Below are 17,645 nucleotides of genomic sequence, written 5' to 3'. Positions count from 1 at the left end.
GCGGAAGTCCCGTGTGCGGGTTCCCCGGTCCTGCGCACGGGCCGATATTTCACGTTTGCTGATCGCGCGCCTCGCGTTTTCGGGACCCGATCCGGGTCGAAGTGCCCTTCCCCGGCGCCCGCGGACCTGCTCTCCGCATCGCGCGGAGCCTCTTGTCCGTATTAATCGTATCGCTGCGGGCGCATTGGATGGCATTATCGTTAATTCGCGTCCGGTCATCCCACGGGTGCGTCGGGTTCCCAATGGGACGGTAATGTGAAGGAATTTTATTCGACCTGTTCGGCCTATTCCTCGGTCTCCGATACTTGTTGATACTTGCCGCGCTGGATGTCTATCGAGCACGGGGGATTTTCCACACGACGAGTGAATAAGCCGATTGGTCCGTCACTCTTGGCGGCACCTTGCGGCGGTATTCGGCGAGTGGTTCCCCGTATCCATCGTCGTGCAACGCACAGGAGTCGTAATTATTATGAGCGCGAACCGAAGAACCAAGATCATGGCCGCTTTCGCCGGGCTGCTGTTCGGCCTGGCCTGGGTGGCGGCTGCGCCGTCCGCCTCCGCGGCCGACGGCAAGCCCGCCCCGACCGGCGACGCGCAGCACTGCGTCGTGTCCGTGGGCACCGGCGCGGTGAAGTGCTTCACCACCGCCACCGAGTCGATCTCCTTCGCCACCGGCGGCCGGGTGACCAGCGCGCCGGCCGACATGCGGGCCGTGATCCAGGACGCGAAGCTGACGCAGGAGATCAACGCCTCGGACCCCGGGACGATGGCCGTGGTGATCGGCATCGAGTACTACCTGCAGAACTACGGCACCCCGTCGTTGACCTTCTCCGGCGCGACCGCCTGCACCACGACCACCGGGGACACCGACTACCAGTACAACCCGCTGCCCAACTACAGCGGTAGTGGCGGCATCAACTGGAACAACAACATCCGTTCGTTCCGCGGCTACAACAACTGCTACCAGCGGATGTACGACTACTCCAACTGCACCGGGCTCATGCTCGGCTACGTCGGTTCCTCCGCGGACATGGGCACCGCCCGCGACCGCACCGAGTGCATCCGCTGGTCGTAGACCTCTGGAACAAAGCGCTGAACACGACGGCACAATGCCGCGTGGCGTGAGATCGGCCGGCCCCCGGGGAATTCCCCGGGGGCCGGCCGCAGGGGAATCAGTTGTCGAGCGCGCGCAACTCCGGGAGGTTGAGCCGGATGCAGGTGGCCGTGTCGCCGGGGAACACCCCGGCCACCCCGTCGGACACCACGCACGCCACCAGCGGGGGCGCGACCCGCTTGGCGGCGGGTTGACCCGCCTTCGGGTCCTGCTCCGGCGGGGGCACCTGCGCCGCGGCCGGGCCCTCGGTCAGCACACCGAACTCCCACAGCTGCCGGCACAGGGCCACCGCCTCGTCGGCGACGTCGGCGGGCTTGCCCTCGGCGGTCGCGCCCACGCCGTCGCTGCGGTAGCCGTTCACGTCCGCCTCGGTGTAGCAGTGGACCTGCTCGCGGACGGTGGCCTGCTGGGACACCACGTACGCGGCCACGGCCACGCCCCCGGAGAGCATCAGGGCGGTCACCGCGCCGGGCACCGCCCAGCGGACCGCCCGGCGGCGGGACGTCGACCGCTCGGCCACAACGGTCATGAGGTGCCCTCGGCGGGCTTCGCGCCGGCGCGGTGCCATGGGGATCTGGCCAAAGGAGTCCGTCATCGCATTTCCCTTTCCAAGGTGGTCGGCCGGTCGAGCAGCTCGCGCAGGTGTCGGCGAGCCCGGTTGAGCCGGGAGCGGATGGTGCCGACGGGGACGCCCAAGGCGATCGAGGCGTCCTCGTAGCTCAGGCCGGTCCAGGTGCACAGCGCCAGCACGTCCTGCTCCTCCCGGCGCAACTGGCGGTAGGCGGGCAGGATCGTGGCCATCTCCAGTTCCGCGTCCACGCGCAGCGCCGCCTCGTCGGCGGGGTCCACCTCGGGCGCCGCGGCGGGCAACCGGGCCAGCGCCCGGTCGTACCGCCTCAGCGCCCGCGTGTGGTTGCGCATCACGTTGTTCGCGATCCCGAGCAGCCACGGCAGCACCGATCCGGCCGCCGACAGCCGCAGCCTGCGTCGCTGCCGCCACGCCTCCAGGAACACCACCGAGGCCAGGTCCTCGGCCGTGCTCCAGTTCCCGATCCGCCGGAAGCAGTGGTTGTAGACGGTGTCCGCGTGGCGCTCGAACAACGCGCCCATGCCCGTCGGGTCGCCCGCGGCTGCCCGCCGCCACAGCGACTCGTCGGTCTCCGCAGGCTCAACTGGGTCCATGCCAACTCATGTCCGCTCGACGCGGTGTGGTTCCACCCGGTGTCCGATGATGCCGTTGCCGCGCTCGGGCCGTCGAGTTCCCTGAACTTCTCCCGGAGCCTTGACATCCACTTGGACGGCGGTCGGCTCGTCCCCAACGGCCCATGTGGTGGTCGCCGGAGGCGGTACGTCGAACCGGCCTGACCTTGTGGGGCGTCGAAGTCGGGCGGGTCGACTCCGGGCTGAGCCGGCCGAGGTCCTTCTGGATGCGCTCGGTGCCGCAGAACCCGTTGATCCTTCAACCGTTCCGCGCACCGGACGATCCCGCTCGCGGTCTTCTGAATCGAGTACCACCTCGAAAAACGGACCACTCCCGCTCGCATGGGAAGGTCGGGTCCCACGCGTACGCCCACGTCTCGCCAGCGGGGCACCCCTCGCTCGCGCGGGGAAGGCTGCGTACCTGCTGGGGGAGGGCCCGCCCGGAATGGATGTGGGCACTGTTGGTTCGGTGAGGTCTCTCAACGGAAGTCCGCGCCGGGCGTTGTTGAGTGCGGTTCTACCGAGAAAACCTCAGTGTCCTCGATGCCGGTGAACAGCTCCTGCGTCATCGGAACGGGTGTGCAATCGCTTCGCGGAGCAATGCTTGAGACCTGTGGATCGGCCGAGGGAGGGCGTACCTTCCCGGTGATCGAGTAGAGGTCTCAAACAGGCCGACGTTGGCGCGTCGGTCGGGAAGGCACGCCCGTGCTCACAGTAGTCCCTGACCCCGCATCCGGTGACGACCGGCCGGTCGCGGCGGGCTCGTCGTCGTTGATCGACGAGATCGTCCGCGAGGGCGCCCGACGAATGCTGGCCCAAGCGCTACGGGCCGAGGTGGACGCCTATCTCGCCGCGTTCGCCGACGAACGCGACGAACGCGGTCACCGCCTGGTGGTGCGCAACGGTCACCACCGGCCCCGCGAGGTGCTGACCAGCGCCGGCGCGGTGGAGGTGACCGCGCCGCGGGTCAACGACAAGCGCGTCGACCCGGACACCGGTGAACGCAAGAGGTTCGCCTCGGCGATCCTGCCCGCCTGGGCACGCAAGACACCGAAGATCACCGAAGTGCTGCCGTTGCTGTACCTGCACGGCCTGTCCAGCGGGGACTTCGTGCCCGCTCTGGGGCAGTTCCTTGGCAGCGAGAAGGGTCTGTCGGGTCCGGTGATCACGAAGTTGACCGAGCAGTGGAAGGCCGAACAACGCGCGTTCTGCGAGCGTGACCTGTCCGGTGTGGACTATGTGTACCTGTGGGCGGACGGGATCCACGTCAACATCCGCCTGGAGGAGCACAAGCTGTGTCTCCTGGTGATGATCGGAGTGCGCGCGGACGGCCGTAAAGAGCTCGTCGCCCTGACCGACGGCTACCGCGAGTCCACCGAGTCGTGGGCGGATCTGCTGCGCGACTGCATGCAAGCGGCGCGGGATGACCGCCCCGGTGCTGGCGATCGGCGACGGCGCGCTCGGGTTCTGGGGCGCGCTGCGCGAGGTGTTCCCCGAGGCACGAGAGCAGCGGTGCTGGTTCCACAAAATTGCCAATGTCCTTGCCGCGCTACCGAAAACCGCCCATCCCGGGGCAAAGAAGGCCCTGGCGGAGATCTGGAACGCCGAGGATCGCCAGCACGCCCTGGACGCGGTGACCTCCTTTCGGGCCGCCTACGGGGCGAAGTTCCCCAAAGCCGCCGCGAAGATCACCGACGACATCGATGTCCTGCTCGCGTTTTACGACTATCCCGCCCAGCACTGGATCCATCTCCGCACGACGAATCCCATCGAATCGACCTTCGCGACAGTGCGACACCGAACGAAGGTCACCAAGGGGCCCGGTTCCCGGGCTGCGGGTCTGGCGATGGCGTTCAAGCTGATCGAAGCCGCTCAAGCACGCTGGCGTCTGGTGAACGCGCCCCATCTCGTCGCCCTGGTCCGAGCCGGCACCCGGTTCATCAACGGTCTGCCGGTAGAACGACCCGACGACCAGTCCCCACCATCAGCGGCCTGAACCACCTTGATCCACAGGTATTGACAATAGCTCCGCTTCGCGTCGAACACCAGCCTGACCACTTCGAGCCCGATGAACGAGTGCCGGTCGATCAGCGCCTGGACGACGCTCACCGACTGCGCCGGGGCCACGGCGTCCGCGCATTGGTCGCGTTGAGGTGGGCCGGTCCGCGGCCTCTGAGGCGGCTCAGGGACGCCGCGTGCGCGAAAGCCCGGATACCTCTCCGCGGTACCGGGCTTTCGGGCTACCGGGTGACGCGGAGGCTGAGCACGCCCTGCGGGCCGGTGCCCGGCTTGGCCCGCACCTCGTCCGCTGGAGGACGACGACGCAGCCCGACCTGGCGAGCGCCTCCGACGAGGAGATGTTCGTCCTGATCGACACCGACAGGTGAGCCGAAGCCCGCGATCGTCCGCACGTGACCCGGTGCCCGGTCTTCGGGGACGACCTCGAACCCCTCCAGCGTTACCCGAGCGGCGTGTCGTGCAGCGACACGGCGTGTTCGTCGAGGGCGCGGATGCGGGCACGTGCCCGGTTGGCCGCCTTCTGACCGCGTGACAGCCGTGGCCGGGTGGCGTGGCGTTTGAACGGGGTGCGCACCGTTCCGCCCGTGCCTTGGACCGACACCGCGCCCGCTCCGCGCGGATGAGGCCAGCCAGGCGGACTCGACCAACGCGCGGTCCGCACGGTCGACGTCGCCGGCCGGACGGCCTGGGCCGTTGAGGTGAATCGCCTGCAACTCCTTCGCGTCGTGCTGCTCGACCCGCTATTGCTGGTTGTGGGGGTGGAGCGGTGCTGGAAGTACATTTGCTGGGTGAGGTGGCCGTACACGTGGATGGCCTCCGCGTCGATCCGGGGCCTTCCAGGCAGCGGTGCGTGTTGGCGGCACTGGCGGTGGACATCGGTCGTGTCGTACCGGTGGAACGCATGGTCGACCGGGTGTGGGGTGAAGATCCGCCGACGAAGGCGCGGGCGGTGTTGGCCACCTACATTTCGCGGTTGCGGCGGGTGCTGGCGGGGGCGCGAGCTGCGGAAGTGATTCGCCGTTCGGGAGGCTACCTGCTGGCGGTCGAGGAGCTCAGCGTCGATCTGCACAGGTTCCGCGCCTTGAACGCCCGCTCCCGCGAGGCCGACGACGCCGTCGCGGTGCCGTTGCTGACCGAGGCGCTGGGGTTGTGGCGCGGAGAGGCGCTGACCGGCCTGAACGGTGAATGGGTGGCCGCCGAACGAGACCGGCTCGGCCGTGAGCGGCTGGCCGCCGCGCACCAGTTGGTCGACGCCCGGCTACGCCTGGGACAGGGCGAGGAGTTGGTGACCGAGCTGGCCACGCGCGTGGAGGAGCACCCCTTGGACGAGCGGGTGGCCGGCCAGTACCTGCTGGCGCTGCACCACGCCGGGCGCACCGCCGACGCCTTGGAGCACTACCGGCGGCTGCGCGAGCGACTGGTGGAGGAGTTGGGTGTCGACCCCGGTGCCGCGCTGCGCGACCTGCACCGGCGCATCCTCGACGAACCCGCACCGTCCTCCGCTGCTGTGAGCACGGCGAAGGCGGTGGTGGTACCACGCCAACTGCCCGCCGCGCCCGGGGCCTTCGCCGGTCGCAGTGAGGACGTCGAACGGCTCGACGCCGCGCTGACCCCTTCGGTCACCACGGTGGCGACAGCTGCGGTCGTCGGTACCGGCGGTATCGGCAAAACCTGGCTCGCACTGACCTGGGCGCACCGCAACCTCGACGACTTTCCCGATGGGCAGCTCTTCGTCGACCTGCGCGGCTTCAGTCCCGACGGCGCACCGATGGATCCCGCGGTAGCCCTGTGCGGCTTCCTCAACGCCTTGGGCGTGTCCTCGGAACAGATCCCGGTCGACACGCACGCACGATCGGCGTTGTTCCGCAGCCTGGTGGCCGACAAACGGGTGCTGATCGTGTTGGACAACGCCGCCAACACCGACCAGGTCATCCCGCTCCTGCCGGGCAGTTCCACCTGCACCGCGCTGATCACCAGCCGCAACCACCTGCAGGCATTGGTCACCGGTCGCGCTGCACGACACGTGTCTCTCGACATGTTGACCGAGTCCGAAGCCCACGCCTTGCTGACCGCTCGGCTGGGTCCGGCCCGCGTCGGAGCGGAACCGACCGCAGTGCGGGAATTGGTGCGCTTGTGCGGCGGCTTGCCGTTGGCGCTGGGCGTCATCGCGAGCCGCGCCGCCATGCGGCCGCAGCTGCCCCTGGCCACTCTTACCGCCGAACTGCGCGACTTCGGCTTCGGCATGCTGGGCGACGCCGATCCCACCGCCTGCCTGCCGACCGTCCTGTCCTGGTCACACCACGCCCTGCCACCCGAGCAGGCCACCGCCTTCGCCCTGCTCGCGGCCGCACCCGGTCCCGACATCGGCCTTCCCGCAGCGGCAAGTCTCACCGGCCTTGCGCCTGCCGACACCAGGGCGGCGCTGCACGGGCTGGAACAGGCGTCACTGGTCGAGCAGGATGCCCATGGCCGCTACCGGATGCACGACCTGATCCGCCAGTACGCCGCCGCGTTACCCGTGCCCGATGCCGACGCCGCGCAGCGTCGGGTGATCGGCTACTACGTGCACACGGCCGACATCGCGGCACGGTTGGTGCACCCGCACGCCTCCAGAAGATCCCCGGCGCCCGCCGAGCCGGGCTGTGTTCCCGAACGTCCGGACTCACAGCAGCAGGCGTGGGCGTGGTTCCGCCGCGAGCAAGCGTGCGCGTTGGCTGCCCAACGCGTGGCCGCGGATCGGGGGGACCACCTGACCGCGTACCTGCTCATGTTCGCCCTGTATCCCTTCCACCACATGTCCGCGGACTTCACAAGCCACGTCACAGCGTGTCGGATCGCCCTGTCAGGAGTGCGACACCTGCAAGACCCGGTGCTGCACTGCAATGTCCACCGTTTCCTCGGCGAGGCGCTGTGCAGCGCCGGGCAGCACGACGAGGGGGTGCGGTACTTGAACACCGCGCTGCACAGGGCACAGAGCCTCGACCAGCCCGCCTACCTGTCGAAGACCCATTTCGCCTTCGCGTTGGCCTGGATGCACCAGGGGCGGTACGCAGAAGCGCTGCGCAGCGCCGGCCACGCCCTGCGCTCGGTGACAGCACCGGACAGCCCGCTGTGGACCGCCAAGATCCGCACCGTCGCCGCCAACAGCGCCGTCCGCCTGGGGCGTCACGAGCTGGCCACCGCGCACTGCCTGGCCGCGCTGCCCGTGCAGCGTGAACACGGTGACCGCGACGGCGAGGTCAACTCCGTGTTCGTCCTGGGACTGATCGCACTCGGTACCGGTGATCCGCGCAATGCCGCGACGCACTTCCGTGCCGCCTTGGAGCTATCCCACCAGCAGACCAACACCTACCTGCAAGCGGATCTCCTCGACCGGCTGGCCGAAGCGCTGTACGACCTCGGCGAACATCAGGAAGCCCACGACCGCCGGCGGGCAGCGTCCGCGCTCTACCGGCTGCAGGGGCGGAATCAGGAGGCCGCACGGGTGCAGTAGAGATCCGACGTCCACGGCCTTCGCGACCACAGCGGCGACCAGTCACGCCCGAGCACGGAAACCACCGCGTAAGTCCGGACAGCCAACCCGCAACCGTCCGACTCGTTCAGCGGATCACGGGTCAGCCGGGTGTCCGTCTGCACCTTCAACGGAGCTGTTTCAAGATCGGCTCTGGCGCACTCCCGGTGGTGGTGCGGCGGCCACCCAGTCCGTGACGGGGTCGAGGGTTGTCATGATCATTTATGGCTCAGGTGGCGAAGCTGGTCAGGGCGCGGATACGTCGAATGCGTTGCCCTGTCACGGAATGTGCGCGCCGGGTGTTCCGGGAGCAGGTACCGGGTCTGGTCGAGCGGTACCGGCGACGCACCGTCCGACTCGATGACCAGCTCCGCGGTGTCGTGCGCGAGCCGGCGGGCAGGGCCCCCGGCCGGCTGCTGCCGGCGCTGGGGATCGCGGTCGGGCGGGACACCGCGGTGCGGGTCCTGCTGGGTGTCCCGTTACCGGATCGAGCGGTGCCGCGGGTGCCGGGGATCGACGCCGACGCCCGGATCGACGCGCTGCCCGGACGCGGCGACGAGGTGGTGGCCGGGTGGTTGCGGGCGCGTCCGGGGGGTCGAGGTGGTGTGCCGGGACGGCTCGATCGCCTGCGCGCAGGCCGTGCGGGACGCGCTGCCGGAAGTGCGCCAGAGCCGATCACGAGGTAGACCCCGCTGCGGCATGACACGGGTGTGGGTGTCGGGTGCGTCCGGTGGCAGTCGGGACGGGGTCGTGGCGTGCCTCGGCGATGCGGTCGCGAACCCAGGGCTCCGAGCGGTCGAACAGGGCACCGAGTTGGTGCCCGGAGAGCGGTCCGCCTTCGGCGGCGCTGGTGTGATTCCTCCGCCTTCCGCCGCACGACCGTGAGTCGCCGGTGTGCTCCGGGACGGCCCGGTGCCGCCGTCGAGCGGCGCGGCCCCCACGCGGCTCATCGCCTCGACGCGGTCTCGGCACGCAGGCGTTGGACGGTCGACCGCAGCAGCAGCAGCAGTTCCGGTGTCTCGTGATGCCCGCCCGGCAGCACTTCCGTTCGCGGTGCCGGGCGGGCCGCCTTCGTCCTCCACGGCACGCGCGTGCGGGCGATGGCCCTCAGCAACGGCTGCCGGAAGACGTACCGGCCGGTCGCCACCGCGGACAGCATTCCCGACTCGCTCAACTCCTCCAGCGCTTCCGCTGTGCCCGCGTCGTCCGGGCGCAGTGCCCGTACGTCGTCGAGGTGCACCACGTCGCCGGTCAGCGCCGCGTCCTGGAGCACCTGCCGCAGCCGGTCGGGCAGGCCGTCCAGCCTTGCGGCGAGCACGCGGTGCACCGCACGCGGCACCAGGTCCCGCGGTGACGGGCACGTCGGGCCGTCGACCGCGGCCAGTGCGGTACGGGTGAGCTCCACCGCGAACATCGGGTTCCCGTCGGCCAGCGCCACCACCAGCCGCGCCAGTTCGCGGACGGTCGGACCGGAGGTCGGGTGCCCCCCGTGCTCGGCGACCAGGTCCAGCACCTCGCACGCCACCGCCTCGTCGCTCAGCGGCGGCAGCTCCACGGCCCCGGCCCGCCACCGAGGCCGCCGGTCGAACAGTTCCGGCCGCGCCACCGCCACCACCAGCGGCCCGTTGTCCTGATCGAGGAAGGCGTCCACGGCCAGCAGGGCGGTGTCGTCCGCGGCGTGCAGGTCGTCCACCAGCACCACCACCCGGCGCTCCGCGGCCAGCCCGCGCAGCAGGGTCCGCCAGGCCGCCACCACCTCGTCGAGGCCCGCGGTGCGCTCGTGCCCGCTCACGTGCCCCAACGCCACCAGCAGCGCGTCGAAGACCCGCCGGGCCCCGGTGTGGTCCACGACCCGTTCCACGACAGCCCACAGCCGGGCACGCGCGACCCCGGGCGGGTCGGCTTCGTCGATGCCGCAGCACCGGGCCAGGAACGGTGCCAGCTGCCCCACCTGCGACTCGTCGACGGTGAACGGCTGCATCGACACCAGCAGGGCCTGCGGCGAGTGCTGCCCCGCCCGCCGTTCGAACTCGGCCAGCAGCGCGGTTTTGCCCGCGCCGCTGCCACCCGTGACCAGCACCAGTCCCGGCGAGCCGTCCAGCGCCGCCAGCAGCGCCCGCACCTCGTCGTCGCGCTCCAGGAGTTCCCGTCGCCCGCCCCCGTGCCCGGACCGCACACCGGTGACCGCCCACAGCCGACCGGAGAACGGTGTGCGCTCGCAGTCGAAGCGGCTCGCGATCTGTTCCCGCACCACGTCGCTGACCCACAGCTCGCCCGGCGGTACCAGCGGCAACACCGAGTACGACCGGTCCAACGCCGCGCCCACCACGCGCAGCGTCCCGTCGTCGCGGTGGTGCACCAGCGCCTCGCCCGAGTCGACCACCGCCCGGACCAGCACTCGTTCGCCGGGGTGGTGCAGGCGCAGGCCGTGCCGAACGGCCATGACCGCGAACATCGCGCGCATGGCCTCGTTGTCGCGGCCGCGCCGTACCCCGAAGGTCACCGACCACAGCGAGCCCATCCGTCCGGTGACCGTGCCGCCGAAGTGCCGTGCCCGCTCGGCCACCAGGTCGTGGACGGCCTCGATCGAGGCGTCCAGTTCCTCGAGGTCGGCGTGTTCGGGTCCCACCGCGATGTGGAACAGGGCGGTGATGACCTCCTTGAGCTCCCGCACGTCGTCGACCGCCCGGAGGGGCGTGCGCACGGGCGGCGCTCCCGGGAAGGGGGAAGGGGGAGCGGGCGGCGTCACCACCTGCACACCGGTGGGTGCGGGCGTCGGCGTCAGCGCCGGGTCGTGCGCCAGGATCGCCTTCTGGAGTTCCCGCAGGTCCCGTCCGGGCTCCAGGCCCAGTTCCCCCGACAGGTAGGCCCGGGTCGAGCTGAACGCGGCCAGCGCGTCAGCGTGCCGTCCGCTGCGGTACAGCGACAGCATGAGTTGTCCCACCAGGCGTTCCCGCCTCGGTTCGGCGCGCACCACCGACTCCAGGTCGGGAAGCACCACCTCGTGCCTGCCCAACCGCAGTTCGGCGTCGAAGTACTCCTCCAGCACGTCCAGCCGCACCGCCTCGGTCGCCTTGACCTTCGGCCACGAGATGCCGGCCTCCACGAGGTCCGACAGCATCGGGCCGCGCCACAGGTCCAGCGCTTCGCGCCACAGCAGCGCGGCCTTCGCCACCGCGCCCTCGCGCGCGCTGTCGCGGCCCGCCGCGACCAGTTCGCCGAAGCGGAAGAAATCCACCGCGGCCAGGTCGACCTCCAGCAGGTAGCCGGGCGGCCGGGAGTGCAGCGACGCGGAACCAGGCCGCTCGCCGAACAGGGCGCGCAGTCGCCACACCGCGTTCTGCACCATCTTGCGCGCCGACGGCGGCGCCGCTCCGTTCCACAGCGCGGAGATGAGCCGGCTGGTCGCCACGACCTGGTTCGGGTGCGCCAGCAGGTAGCCGAGCACGGCCCGCTGCTTGATGCTCCCGATCGGCAACGGCCTGCCGTCGCGGACGACTTCCAGCGGACCCAACACGTCGAACCTGAGTTCGTCGCGACATCGGGCGGTGCTCATGAGGGCCTCCACTCGGGTTCGCGGGCGAGAAATGCGGGACGGGGTGGTGGTCGGCGTTCTTCCCGCATTGCCGAATCAGTGCAGGGGGCACGGGGGAGCGCCGGGGAAATGCGTGGCGCACACCCTCCGCGGTGAAGAGCGGTCAGGTGAACGCGGAAAGGGCCGGCGGTGACCGGACGGGGAACCGGGCATCGCGTGCGCTTCAGGCGGCCAGCAATTCGGCCGTGCAGTGTTCCGGTTGCCCGGCGCGGTGCATCAGGATGTCCTGTTCCAATCGGCGCAGCCGTTCGCCGGGAGCGGTCTGGAAATGGTCGGTGAGCGCCGAGCGGGTGCGCCGGTAGACGTCCAGGGCGTCGGCGGACCGGCCATTGCGGTGCAGCGCGACCATCTGGAGCAGGCACAGCCGCTCCCGGGTCGGATCGGTCTCGGTCATCACCGCCAGTTCCGCGATGACGCCCCGGTCGCGACCCAGCACCAGTTCCGCGGCGATCCGGTCCTCGACGGCCTGCCACCGGCTTTCCCGCAGCGCGGCCAGTTCCGGCCAGGCGAAACCCGCTTCGGCGAGGTCGGCCAGTGGGTCCCCGCGCCAGAGGTCCAGGGCCAGACCCAGGTGTCGGGACGCCGACTCGAAGTCCCGCTCGGCCAGGTCCCGCCGCGCGGTGGCGACCAGTTCGTGGTGACGAGCGGAGTCGAGGGCCGCGGCGGGCACGCGCAGCATGTACCCCTGTGGCCCGGTGCGCAGTTCGAGCGGCAAGGCCGCGGCGGGGCGGAACAGCGCCTTGCGTAATCGGGATATCCCGTTCTGGAGGACCTTGCGGGCGGTCGCGGGCTCTTCGTCCTCCCACAGGGCGCGCGCGAGTCGTCCTACTGTCAGGTAAGTACCCGAATGCAGCACCAGGAAGGCCAGGATCGCCCGTTGTCGCACCCCGTTCACCGGGACGGGCAAGTGGTCGTGGACGACCTCCAGTGGCCCGAGGACGCGGAATTCCATATGGCTCCAGACGGGGTATCGGGTAGGCCGTTCGGCCTTTTGCTGAATTCCGCAGGGCTGGCGAAATTTCGAAGGGTGCCTCGAATCGATCCTAGTGGACCGCCCGGCCGGTGCGGCGAAGTGCTCCCGAACATGCAGGAAGTGGGATGTCGCACTCCCTCGGGAGGTGAACTCGCGCTATACTCTGAGCCTTCCCAATCCGCGGCGGATCGCATCGATCTCGTCGTGGACGTAAATCGACAGCACATCGACAGGACGCGGTACGGGACCGCGCCGGTCGCGCTCCCGGCGGCACCACCGGCCGACCTGCCGGCTTCGGACCTGCCGCGAGGTGCCGCCCGACGTACGCGTCGGATGTCGTCGCCACCATCGCCGTCGCCACCGCGTCCCGCCCCCGCCCCCCGCCGGGTTCGCTCCGGAGATCCTCGGCCCGTTCTCTGCGAAGTAATCGGCCGCGGATTACGGCGGGGTGGACGGCCCGGTGGGGAACGTCGTTACCGTTCGCCGGGGTGTCCGCACGCCGCGACGCCCCGGAGGAGGAACCCGATGTCGCTCAGCACCGCCCAACCGACTCCGACCACCGAGGAGCTGATCGGTCGAGCCCGTGATCTCATCCCGCTGCTGCGGGCCAACGCCGAGCGCACCGAGCACGAATCGCGGGTGGCCGACGAGAACGTGGTCGCGCTGCGCGCCGCGGGCCTGCTGCGGCTGAGCACGCCGCGCGAGCACGGCGGTTGGTTCCTGCCCATGCGGGACCAGGTCCGGGTGCTCGTCGAGATCGGTCGCGGCTGCCCGTCGACCGGCTGGATCGCCGCCAACCACGCCGCCTCGGTCGACCTCGTCATGGTCATGCCCGAGGCCGGCGTGCGCGAGATCTACGACGCCGACCCCGACGCCGTGATGCTGTCCGCGGCGAGCCTGGACCCGAAGCTGCGCGCCGACCGGGTGCCCGGCGGTCTCCGCGTGAACGGTCGCTTCCCCTACGCGTCCGGCTGCGAGTTCTCCGACTGGGCGTTCCTGGCGTGGGTGCCGGTGTTCGACGAGGACGACAAGCACGTCGGCGTCGCCAACCTCCTGGCCCCGCCCACCGACCTGCGGATCGAGCAGACCTGGAAGGTGGCGGGCCTGTCCGGCACCGGCACGCACGCCATGGTCGCCGAGGACCTGTTCGTGCCCGACCGGTTCGTGCAGTTCGCGCCGCTCAAGCCGGACGGCGAGCCCGAGTCGCCGATCGCCGCCACCATCCTGATCAAGGGCAACCTGCACTCGCTGTCGTCCCTGGTCGGCGCGGCCATGGGCGCGCTGGACCTGGTGGCGGCCAAGCTCGCCGAGCACAAGCCGCTCGCCTTCTCGATCTACGAGCGCGCGGTCGACTCCACCTCGGTGCAGCACCAGTTCACCGAGGCGACCCACCTGGTCGACACCGCCGTCCTGCACATGCTGCACGTCGCGGAGGGCTTCGACGCCGTCAAGGAGGGCGAGGACGCCACCCCCGCCGAACGCGCCCGCCTGCGGATGCACATGGTCACCTCGCTCCAACGGGCCCGCGAGGCCGTGCAGTTGCTGCTGGACCTCGGCGGCACCAGCGGCTTCGCGCAGGCCAACCCGCTCCAGCGGTACTGGCGCGACCTGGAGATCGGCAGCAGGCACACCGCCCTCAACCGCCCGATGATCGTCGAGGACTACGCGCGTTCCCTGCTCGACCTGGGCCGCCCGGTGTCCCTGCTGTTCTGACCCCGTACCGGACCAGCGACCGGCGACGCGGTCCCGTCCCGGAGCCCGGGGCGGGACCGCGCGTCGTCGTGGGCCGCCCAACCGACGAGCGCCAGCCGGCGAGCGTCAACCGGTGAGCGCCGCGGCCAGCTCCGCCGGGACCTCGTCACCGAAGCCGGGGGGCAGCGCGAACCCCGCGGGACCGCGCCCGGACGCCGACGAGCCGGTGAACTCCCCGCTCACCACCACCACGTCGAAACCCGCGCCGCGCGCCGCCGCGACCTGACCCGCCACCCCGGCCGCCACCGCGTCGGCCGACAGGTGCGGCCCGACCAGCAGCGGGAACACCGACACCGCCACGTCGGGGTCCCACGCGACCGCGGGCAGCGGCGCCATCGCGTTGACCGCCGCCGCACGGGCGGTGAACGCGCGCAGCGCCGCGTCGTCCGACCCCGCCAGCGCCGGGTCGAACCGCCGCAACCGTTCCGGCTCGCCCAGCGGCGCCACGAACGCCACCCGCGTGCCGCCCCCGGCCGCGACCGCGCCGGGGCCGCGGAAGTCCCTGGTCCCCACCGACGTCGCCGGGTCCACCAGGTGCAGCGCGTCCTCGTGGCGCAGCACGTCGCACACGTCCCGCAGGCCCGCCGCCAGCCGCCGGACGGACTCGTCGTCGATGCCGCTCGACGGCTGCACCCGCAGCGTCCCCGGCGCGCTGCCGGTCGGCATCAGCCGCAGGTCGTGCCTGCGCAGCAGGAACCCCGACACGGCGAACCCGAAGAAGCCGCCGCGCGCGTAGTCGCGGATCAGCGGCGAGGCGCAGTCGGACCGGTCGGCGAACTCGAAGCCCAGCAGCAGGCCCCGCCCGCGCACGTCGGCCACCACGTCCGGGTACTCCGCGCGCACCTCCTCCAACGCCGCCCGCAACGCCGCGCCCCGCTCGGCGGCCCGCCGGTAGGCCGCGCCGTCGTCGCGCTCCAGCATCTCCAGCACCTTCTCGGTGATCGAGCAGGAGAAGCTGTCCTTGGCGTAGGTGGAGCTGTGCAGCAGCTCGAACTCCTTGACGTACCGGGACTCCCGCACCAGCAGCACCGACGTCTTGGCGAGCCCGCCGCCGACCGCCTTGGCGAGCGTGCAGTAGTCGCCGACCAGCCCGATCGCGGCGCCCGCGAAGAACGCGCCGGTGCGGCCCGCGCCGGTCTGGATCTCGTCCACCACCAGCGGGCAGTCCAGCACCCGGCACACCTCGGTGATCCGGGCCGCCTGCTCCGCGGTCAGCGCGGTGATGCCGCCCTCGCCCCGCACCGGCTCGACGAAGAACGCGGCGACGAAGGGCACCGGCCGCCGCCGCACCCCCACCACCCCGTCGACCGCCACCACGTCCAGCACGTGCGGCTGCTCGGCCTCGGCCAGCTTCACCGCGTCCTCGCAGGAGTCCGCGGCGACGAACCGGGTGTGCGCCCCGAGCCCGCCGAACGGCACGCGGAAGACGGGGTTGTGGGTCAGCTGGAGGCTGCCCACCAGCTTGCCGTGGAAACCGCCCTCCAGCGCGAAGAAGACCGGCGGGTGCGCCAGCGCCGCGGCGTTGTGCCGCCCCGCCGCCTCCAGCAGCTCGGCGACCCCGCCGCCCGCCGCGACGGCCTCGGCCTCCGGTGACAGCCGCAGCGGGTCCGGCCCACCGGCCGCCGCCCCGACCCCCGCGGCGTGCTCGGCGACCTCCGCGCCCAGCGCCCCGACCCGCACCACCCGTGCCAGTTCGGCGTGCTTCACCGCCGCCTCGACCGCCTCCGCGCCGCTGTTGGCGAAGATCGCCGAGTACGGCTCGCCGGGCGACAGCTCCCGCTCGGCGATCACGTTCAGCGCGGCGGCGACCCGCTGCGCCTCGGCCCGCTTCGAGAGCTGCGCGTGCGCCGGGGTGCCCGCGTCCAGCAGCGACTTGGCGTGCGCCACCAGTTCCGGGTGGTTGTGGCCGAAGAACAGCGAACCGAAACCGCCGACCAGGTCCAGCACCGGCGACCGGCGCCCCGGGTCGGTGGTCCGGTGCAGCAGGTCGCCCGCGCCGTGGTCGTACTCCACGTCCAGCCCCCACGCGGCGAGCGCGTCGCCCAGGAAGCGTTCCGCGTGTTCCCTCATGCCCAGCCCCTCACATCGACGCGGCGGACCGGAACGGCCGCAGCGGGTTGATCCGGTCCTCGCCGATCCGGGCGCGCAGCTCCGGTGCGGTCACGCCCAACCCCCGCTCGGGGGCCAGGCAGAGCACGCCGACCTTGCCGACGTGCCCGTTCTCCTGCACCAGCCGCGCCGCCTCGCCCGCCGAGGCCAGCGGGTAGAGCGACGACAGGGTCGGCGCGATCGCGCCCGAGGCCACCAGGCGGGTCAGCTCCAGCTGCTCCTGGAGGTTCGCGCCGTGGCTGCCCACGATCCGCTTGAGCCGCATCCACAGGTAGCGGTTGTCGAACTCGTGGCGGTAGCCGGTGCTCGACCCGCAGGTCACCACCGTGCCGCCCCTGCCCGCGACGAACACCGAGATGCCGAACGTGGCGCGGCCGACGTGCTCGAACACCACGTCGGGGTCGCGGCCCGCCCCGGCGCGGATGACCCGGCCCAGCCGCTTGCCGACCTCCACCGTCCGCTCGGGCGAGAAGTCACCGCCCACCAGGCCGATGTCGGCGCGTTCCACGACCACGTCGCAGCCCAGCGCCCGCGCGGCCTCCGCCTTGCGGGCCGAGCCGACCACGCCCACGGCGATACCGCCGCCGTTCTTCACGAGCTGCACCGCGTACGCGCCCAGGCCGCCGGTCGCGCCCCACACCAGCACCACGTCGCCCTGCTTCATCCGGGCGCCGTGCTCGCCGACCAGCATCCGGTAGGAGGTGCTGCCGCACATCGGCGACACGGCCGCCTCCTCCCACGTCAGGTGCGGGGGCTTGGGCACCAGCATGTTGGCGCGGGCGACGGCGAACTCGCCCATGCCGCCGTAGTTCGTCTCGTAGCCCCAGGCGCGCATGTCCACGCCGAGCATCGCGTCCTCGTGGGTCGCGGGCTCCTCGTCGTCCACGTGCACCGGGTGCACGACGACGTGGTCGCCGACCTTCCAGCGGCGCACGCCCGACCCGACCCGCGCCACGACGCCCGCGGCATCGGAACCGACCACCTGGAACGGCTGGTCGTGCCGGGCCGCCCACCCGCCCTGCGCGCCGTAGCGGCGCAGGAACCCGAACGTCGGCATCGGCTCGAACGTCGCCGACCAGACCGTGTTGTAGTTGACCGAACTCGCCATCACCGCCACCACGACCTCGTCCGGCGCCAGTTCCGGCATCGGCACCGGACCGACCCGCAGCGACTTGCGCACGTCCTTGTCCGCCACCCCGGCGAACATGTCCGCGTCCTCGGCCCGCAGGTGCGCGGCCTCGTACTCGCCGGGCAGTTCCAGGGCCGCGAGGTGCGCCGCGGGCCGGTTCTCGACAATGGCTTCTGCAAAGGGGTTCACGACAGCTCCACACGCCGGGGCGGGTCCGTTCCGCACGCTAGCGGCGGGCGGTGG

9 protein-coding genes and 2 pseudogenes are annotated in these 17,645 nt (G+C 71.3%); 4 read left to right on the top strand and 7 right to left on the bottom strand.

Translation table 11 applies throughout. The features are described from left to right. The first annotated feature begins 496 nt into the window (after positions 1 to 496). Positions 497 to 1,075, top strand: a complete 579-nt coding sequence (locus ACRAKJ_RS25490) for a hypothetical protein (RefSeq protein ID WP_438920799.1) — start codon at positions 497 to 499, stop codon at positions 1,073 to 1,075. Between the two features lie 97 nt (positions 1,076 to 1,172). Here ACRAKJ_RS25490 and ACRAKJ_RS25485 read toward each other — a convergent pair whose 3' ends face one another. Together ACRAKJ_RS25485 and ACRAKJ_RS25480 are read right to left on the bottom strand one after the other, a co-directional pair. After that, entirely contained in the window at positions 1,173 to 1,643 is a 471-nt protein-coding gene (locus ACRAKJ_RS25485; protein WP_438920800.1) for a hypothetical protein, read from the bottom strand. Positions 1,644 to 1,705: 62 nt separating this feature from the next. Next, a complete protein-coding gene (locus tag ACRAKJ_RS25480; protein ID WP_438920801.1) occupies positions 1,706 to 2,296 on the bottom strand; it encodes a sigma-70 family RNA polymerase sigma factor in 591 nt (196 codons plus the stop codon). A gap of 723 nt (positions 2,297 to 3,019) precedes the next feature. Here ACRAKJ_RS25480 and ACRAKJ_RS25475 point away from each other — a divergent pair. Continuing rightward, positions 3,020 to 4,310, top strand: a pseudogene (locus ACRAKJ_RS25475) (IS256 family transposase). 492 nt (positions 4,311 to 4,802) lie between these two features. Here ACRAKJ_RS25475 and ACRAKJ_RS25470 read toward each other — a convergent pair. Next, positions 4,803 to 4,925, bottom strand: a pseudogene (locus ACRAKJ_RS25470) (IS5/IS1182 family transposase); the annotation flags it as partial. A gap of 174 nt (positions 4,926 to 5,099) precedes the next feature. Here ACRAKJ_RS25470 and ACRAKJ_RS25465 point away from each other — a divergent pair. Beyond that, complete coding sequence (locus ACRAKJ_RS25465) at positions 5,100 to 7,826, top strand: BTAD domain-containing putative transcriptional regulator (RefSeq protein WP_438920802.1); 2,727 nt, start codon at positions 5,100 to 5,102, stop codon at positions 7,824 to 7,826. 964 nt (positions 7,827 to 8,790) lie between these two features. Here the strand turns inward: ACRAKJ_RS25465 and ACRAKJ_RS25460 are convergent. After that, the gene (locus ACRAKJ_RS25460) at positions 8,791 to 11,400 is read right to left on the bottom strand and encodes a BTAD domain-containing putative transcriptional regulator (protein WP_438920803.1); all 2,610 of its coding nucleotides are present in this window, start codon (positions 11,398 to 11,400) and stop codon (positions 8,791 to 8,793) included. Between the two features lie 202 nt (positions 11,401 to 11,602). After that, positions 11,603 to 12,391 (bottom strand): BTAD domain-containing putative transcriptional regulator, encoded by a 789-nt coding sequence (locus ACRAKJ_RS25455; protein WP_438920804.1) that lies wholly within the window; start codon positions 12,389 to 12,391, stop codon positions 11,603 to 11,605. 546 nt (positions 12,392 to 12,937) lie between these two features. On the opposite strand from ACRAKJ_RS25455, the gene ACRAKJ_RS25450 reads away from it, so the two are divergent. Beyond that, positions 12,938 to 14,125 carry an acyl-CoA dehydrogenase family protein gene (locus ACRAKJ_RS25450; RefSeq protein ID WP_438920805.1) on the top strand — a complete coding sequence of 396 codons (1,188 nt, stop codon included), beginning with the start codon at positions 12,938 to 12,940 and terminating at the stop codon, positions 14,123 to 14,125. Between the two features lie 105 nt (positions 14,126 to 14,230). On the opposite strand, the gene ACRAKJ_RS25445 is transcribed toward ACRAKJ_RS25450, so the two are convergent. Beyond that, a complete protein-coding gene (locus ACRAKJ_RS25445) occupies positions 14,231 to 16,234 on the bottom strand; it encodes an aminotransferase class III-fold pyridoxal phosphate-dependent enzyme (protein ID WP_438920806.1) in 2,004 nt (667 codons plus the stop codon). 10 nt (positions 16,235 to 16,244) lie between these two features. Beyond that, the gene (gene ccrA, locus ACRAKJ_RS25440) at positions 16,245 to 17,591 is read right to left on the bottom strand and encodes a crotonyl-CoA carboxylase/reductase (protein WP_438920807.1); all 1,347 of its coding nucleotides are present in this window, start codon (positions 17,589 to 17,591) and stop codon (positions 16,245 to 16,247) included. Positions 17,592 to 17,645: the final 54 nt, after the last annotated feature.

The organism is Saccharothrix sp. DSM 118769 (genome assembly GCF_052936295.1).
This window is presented reverse-complemented; position numbering and strand designations above follow the sequence as displayed.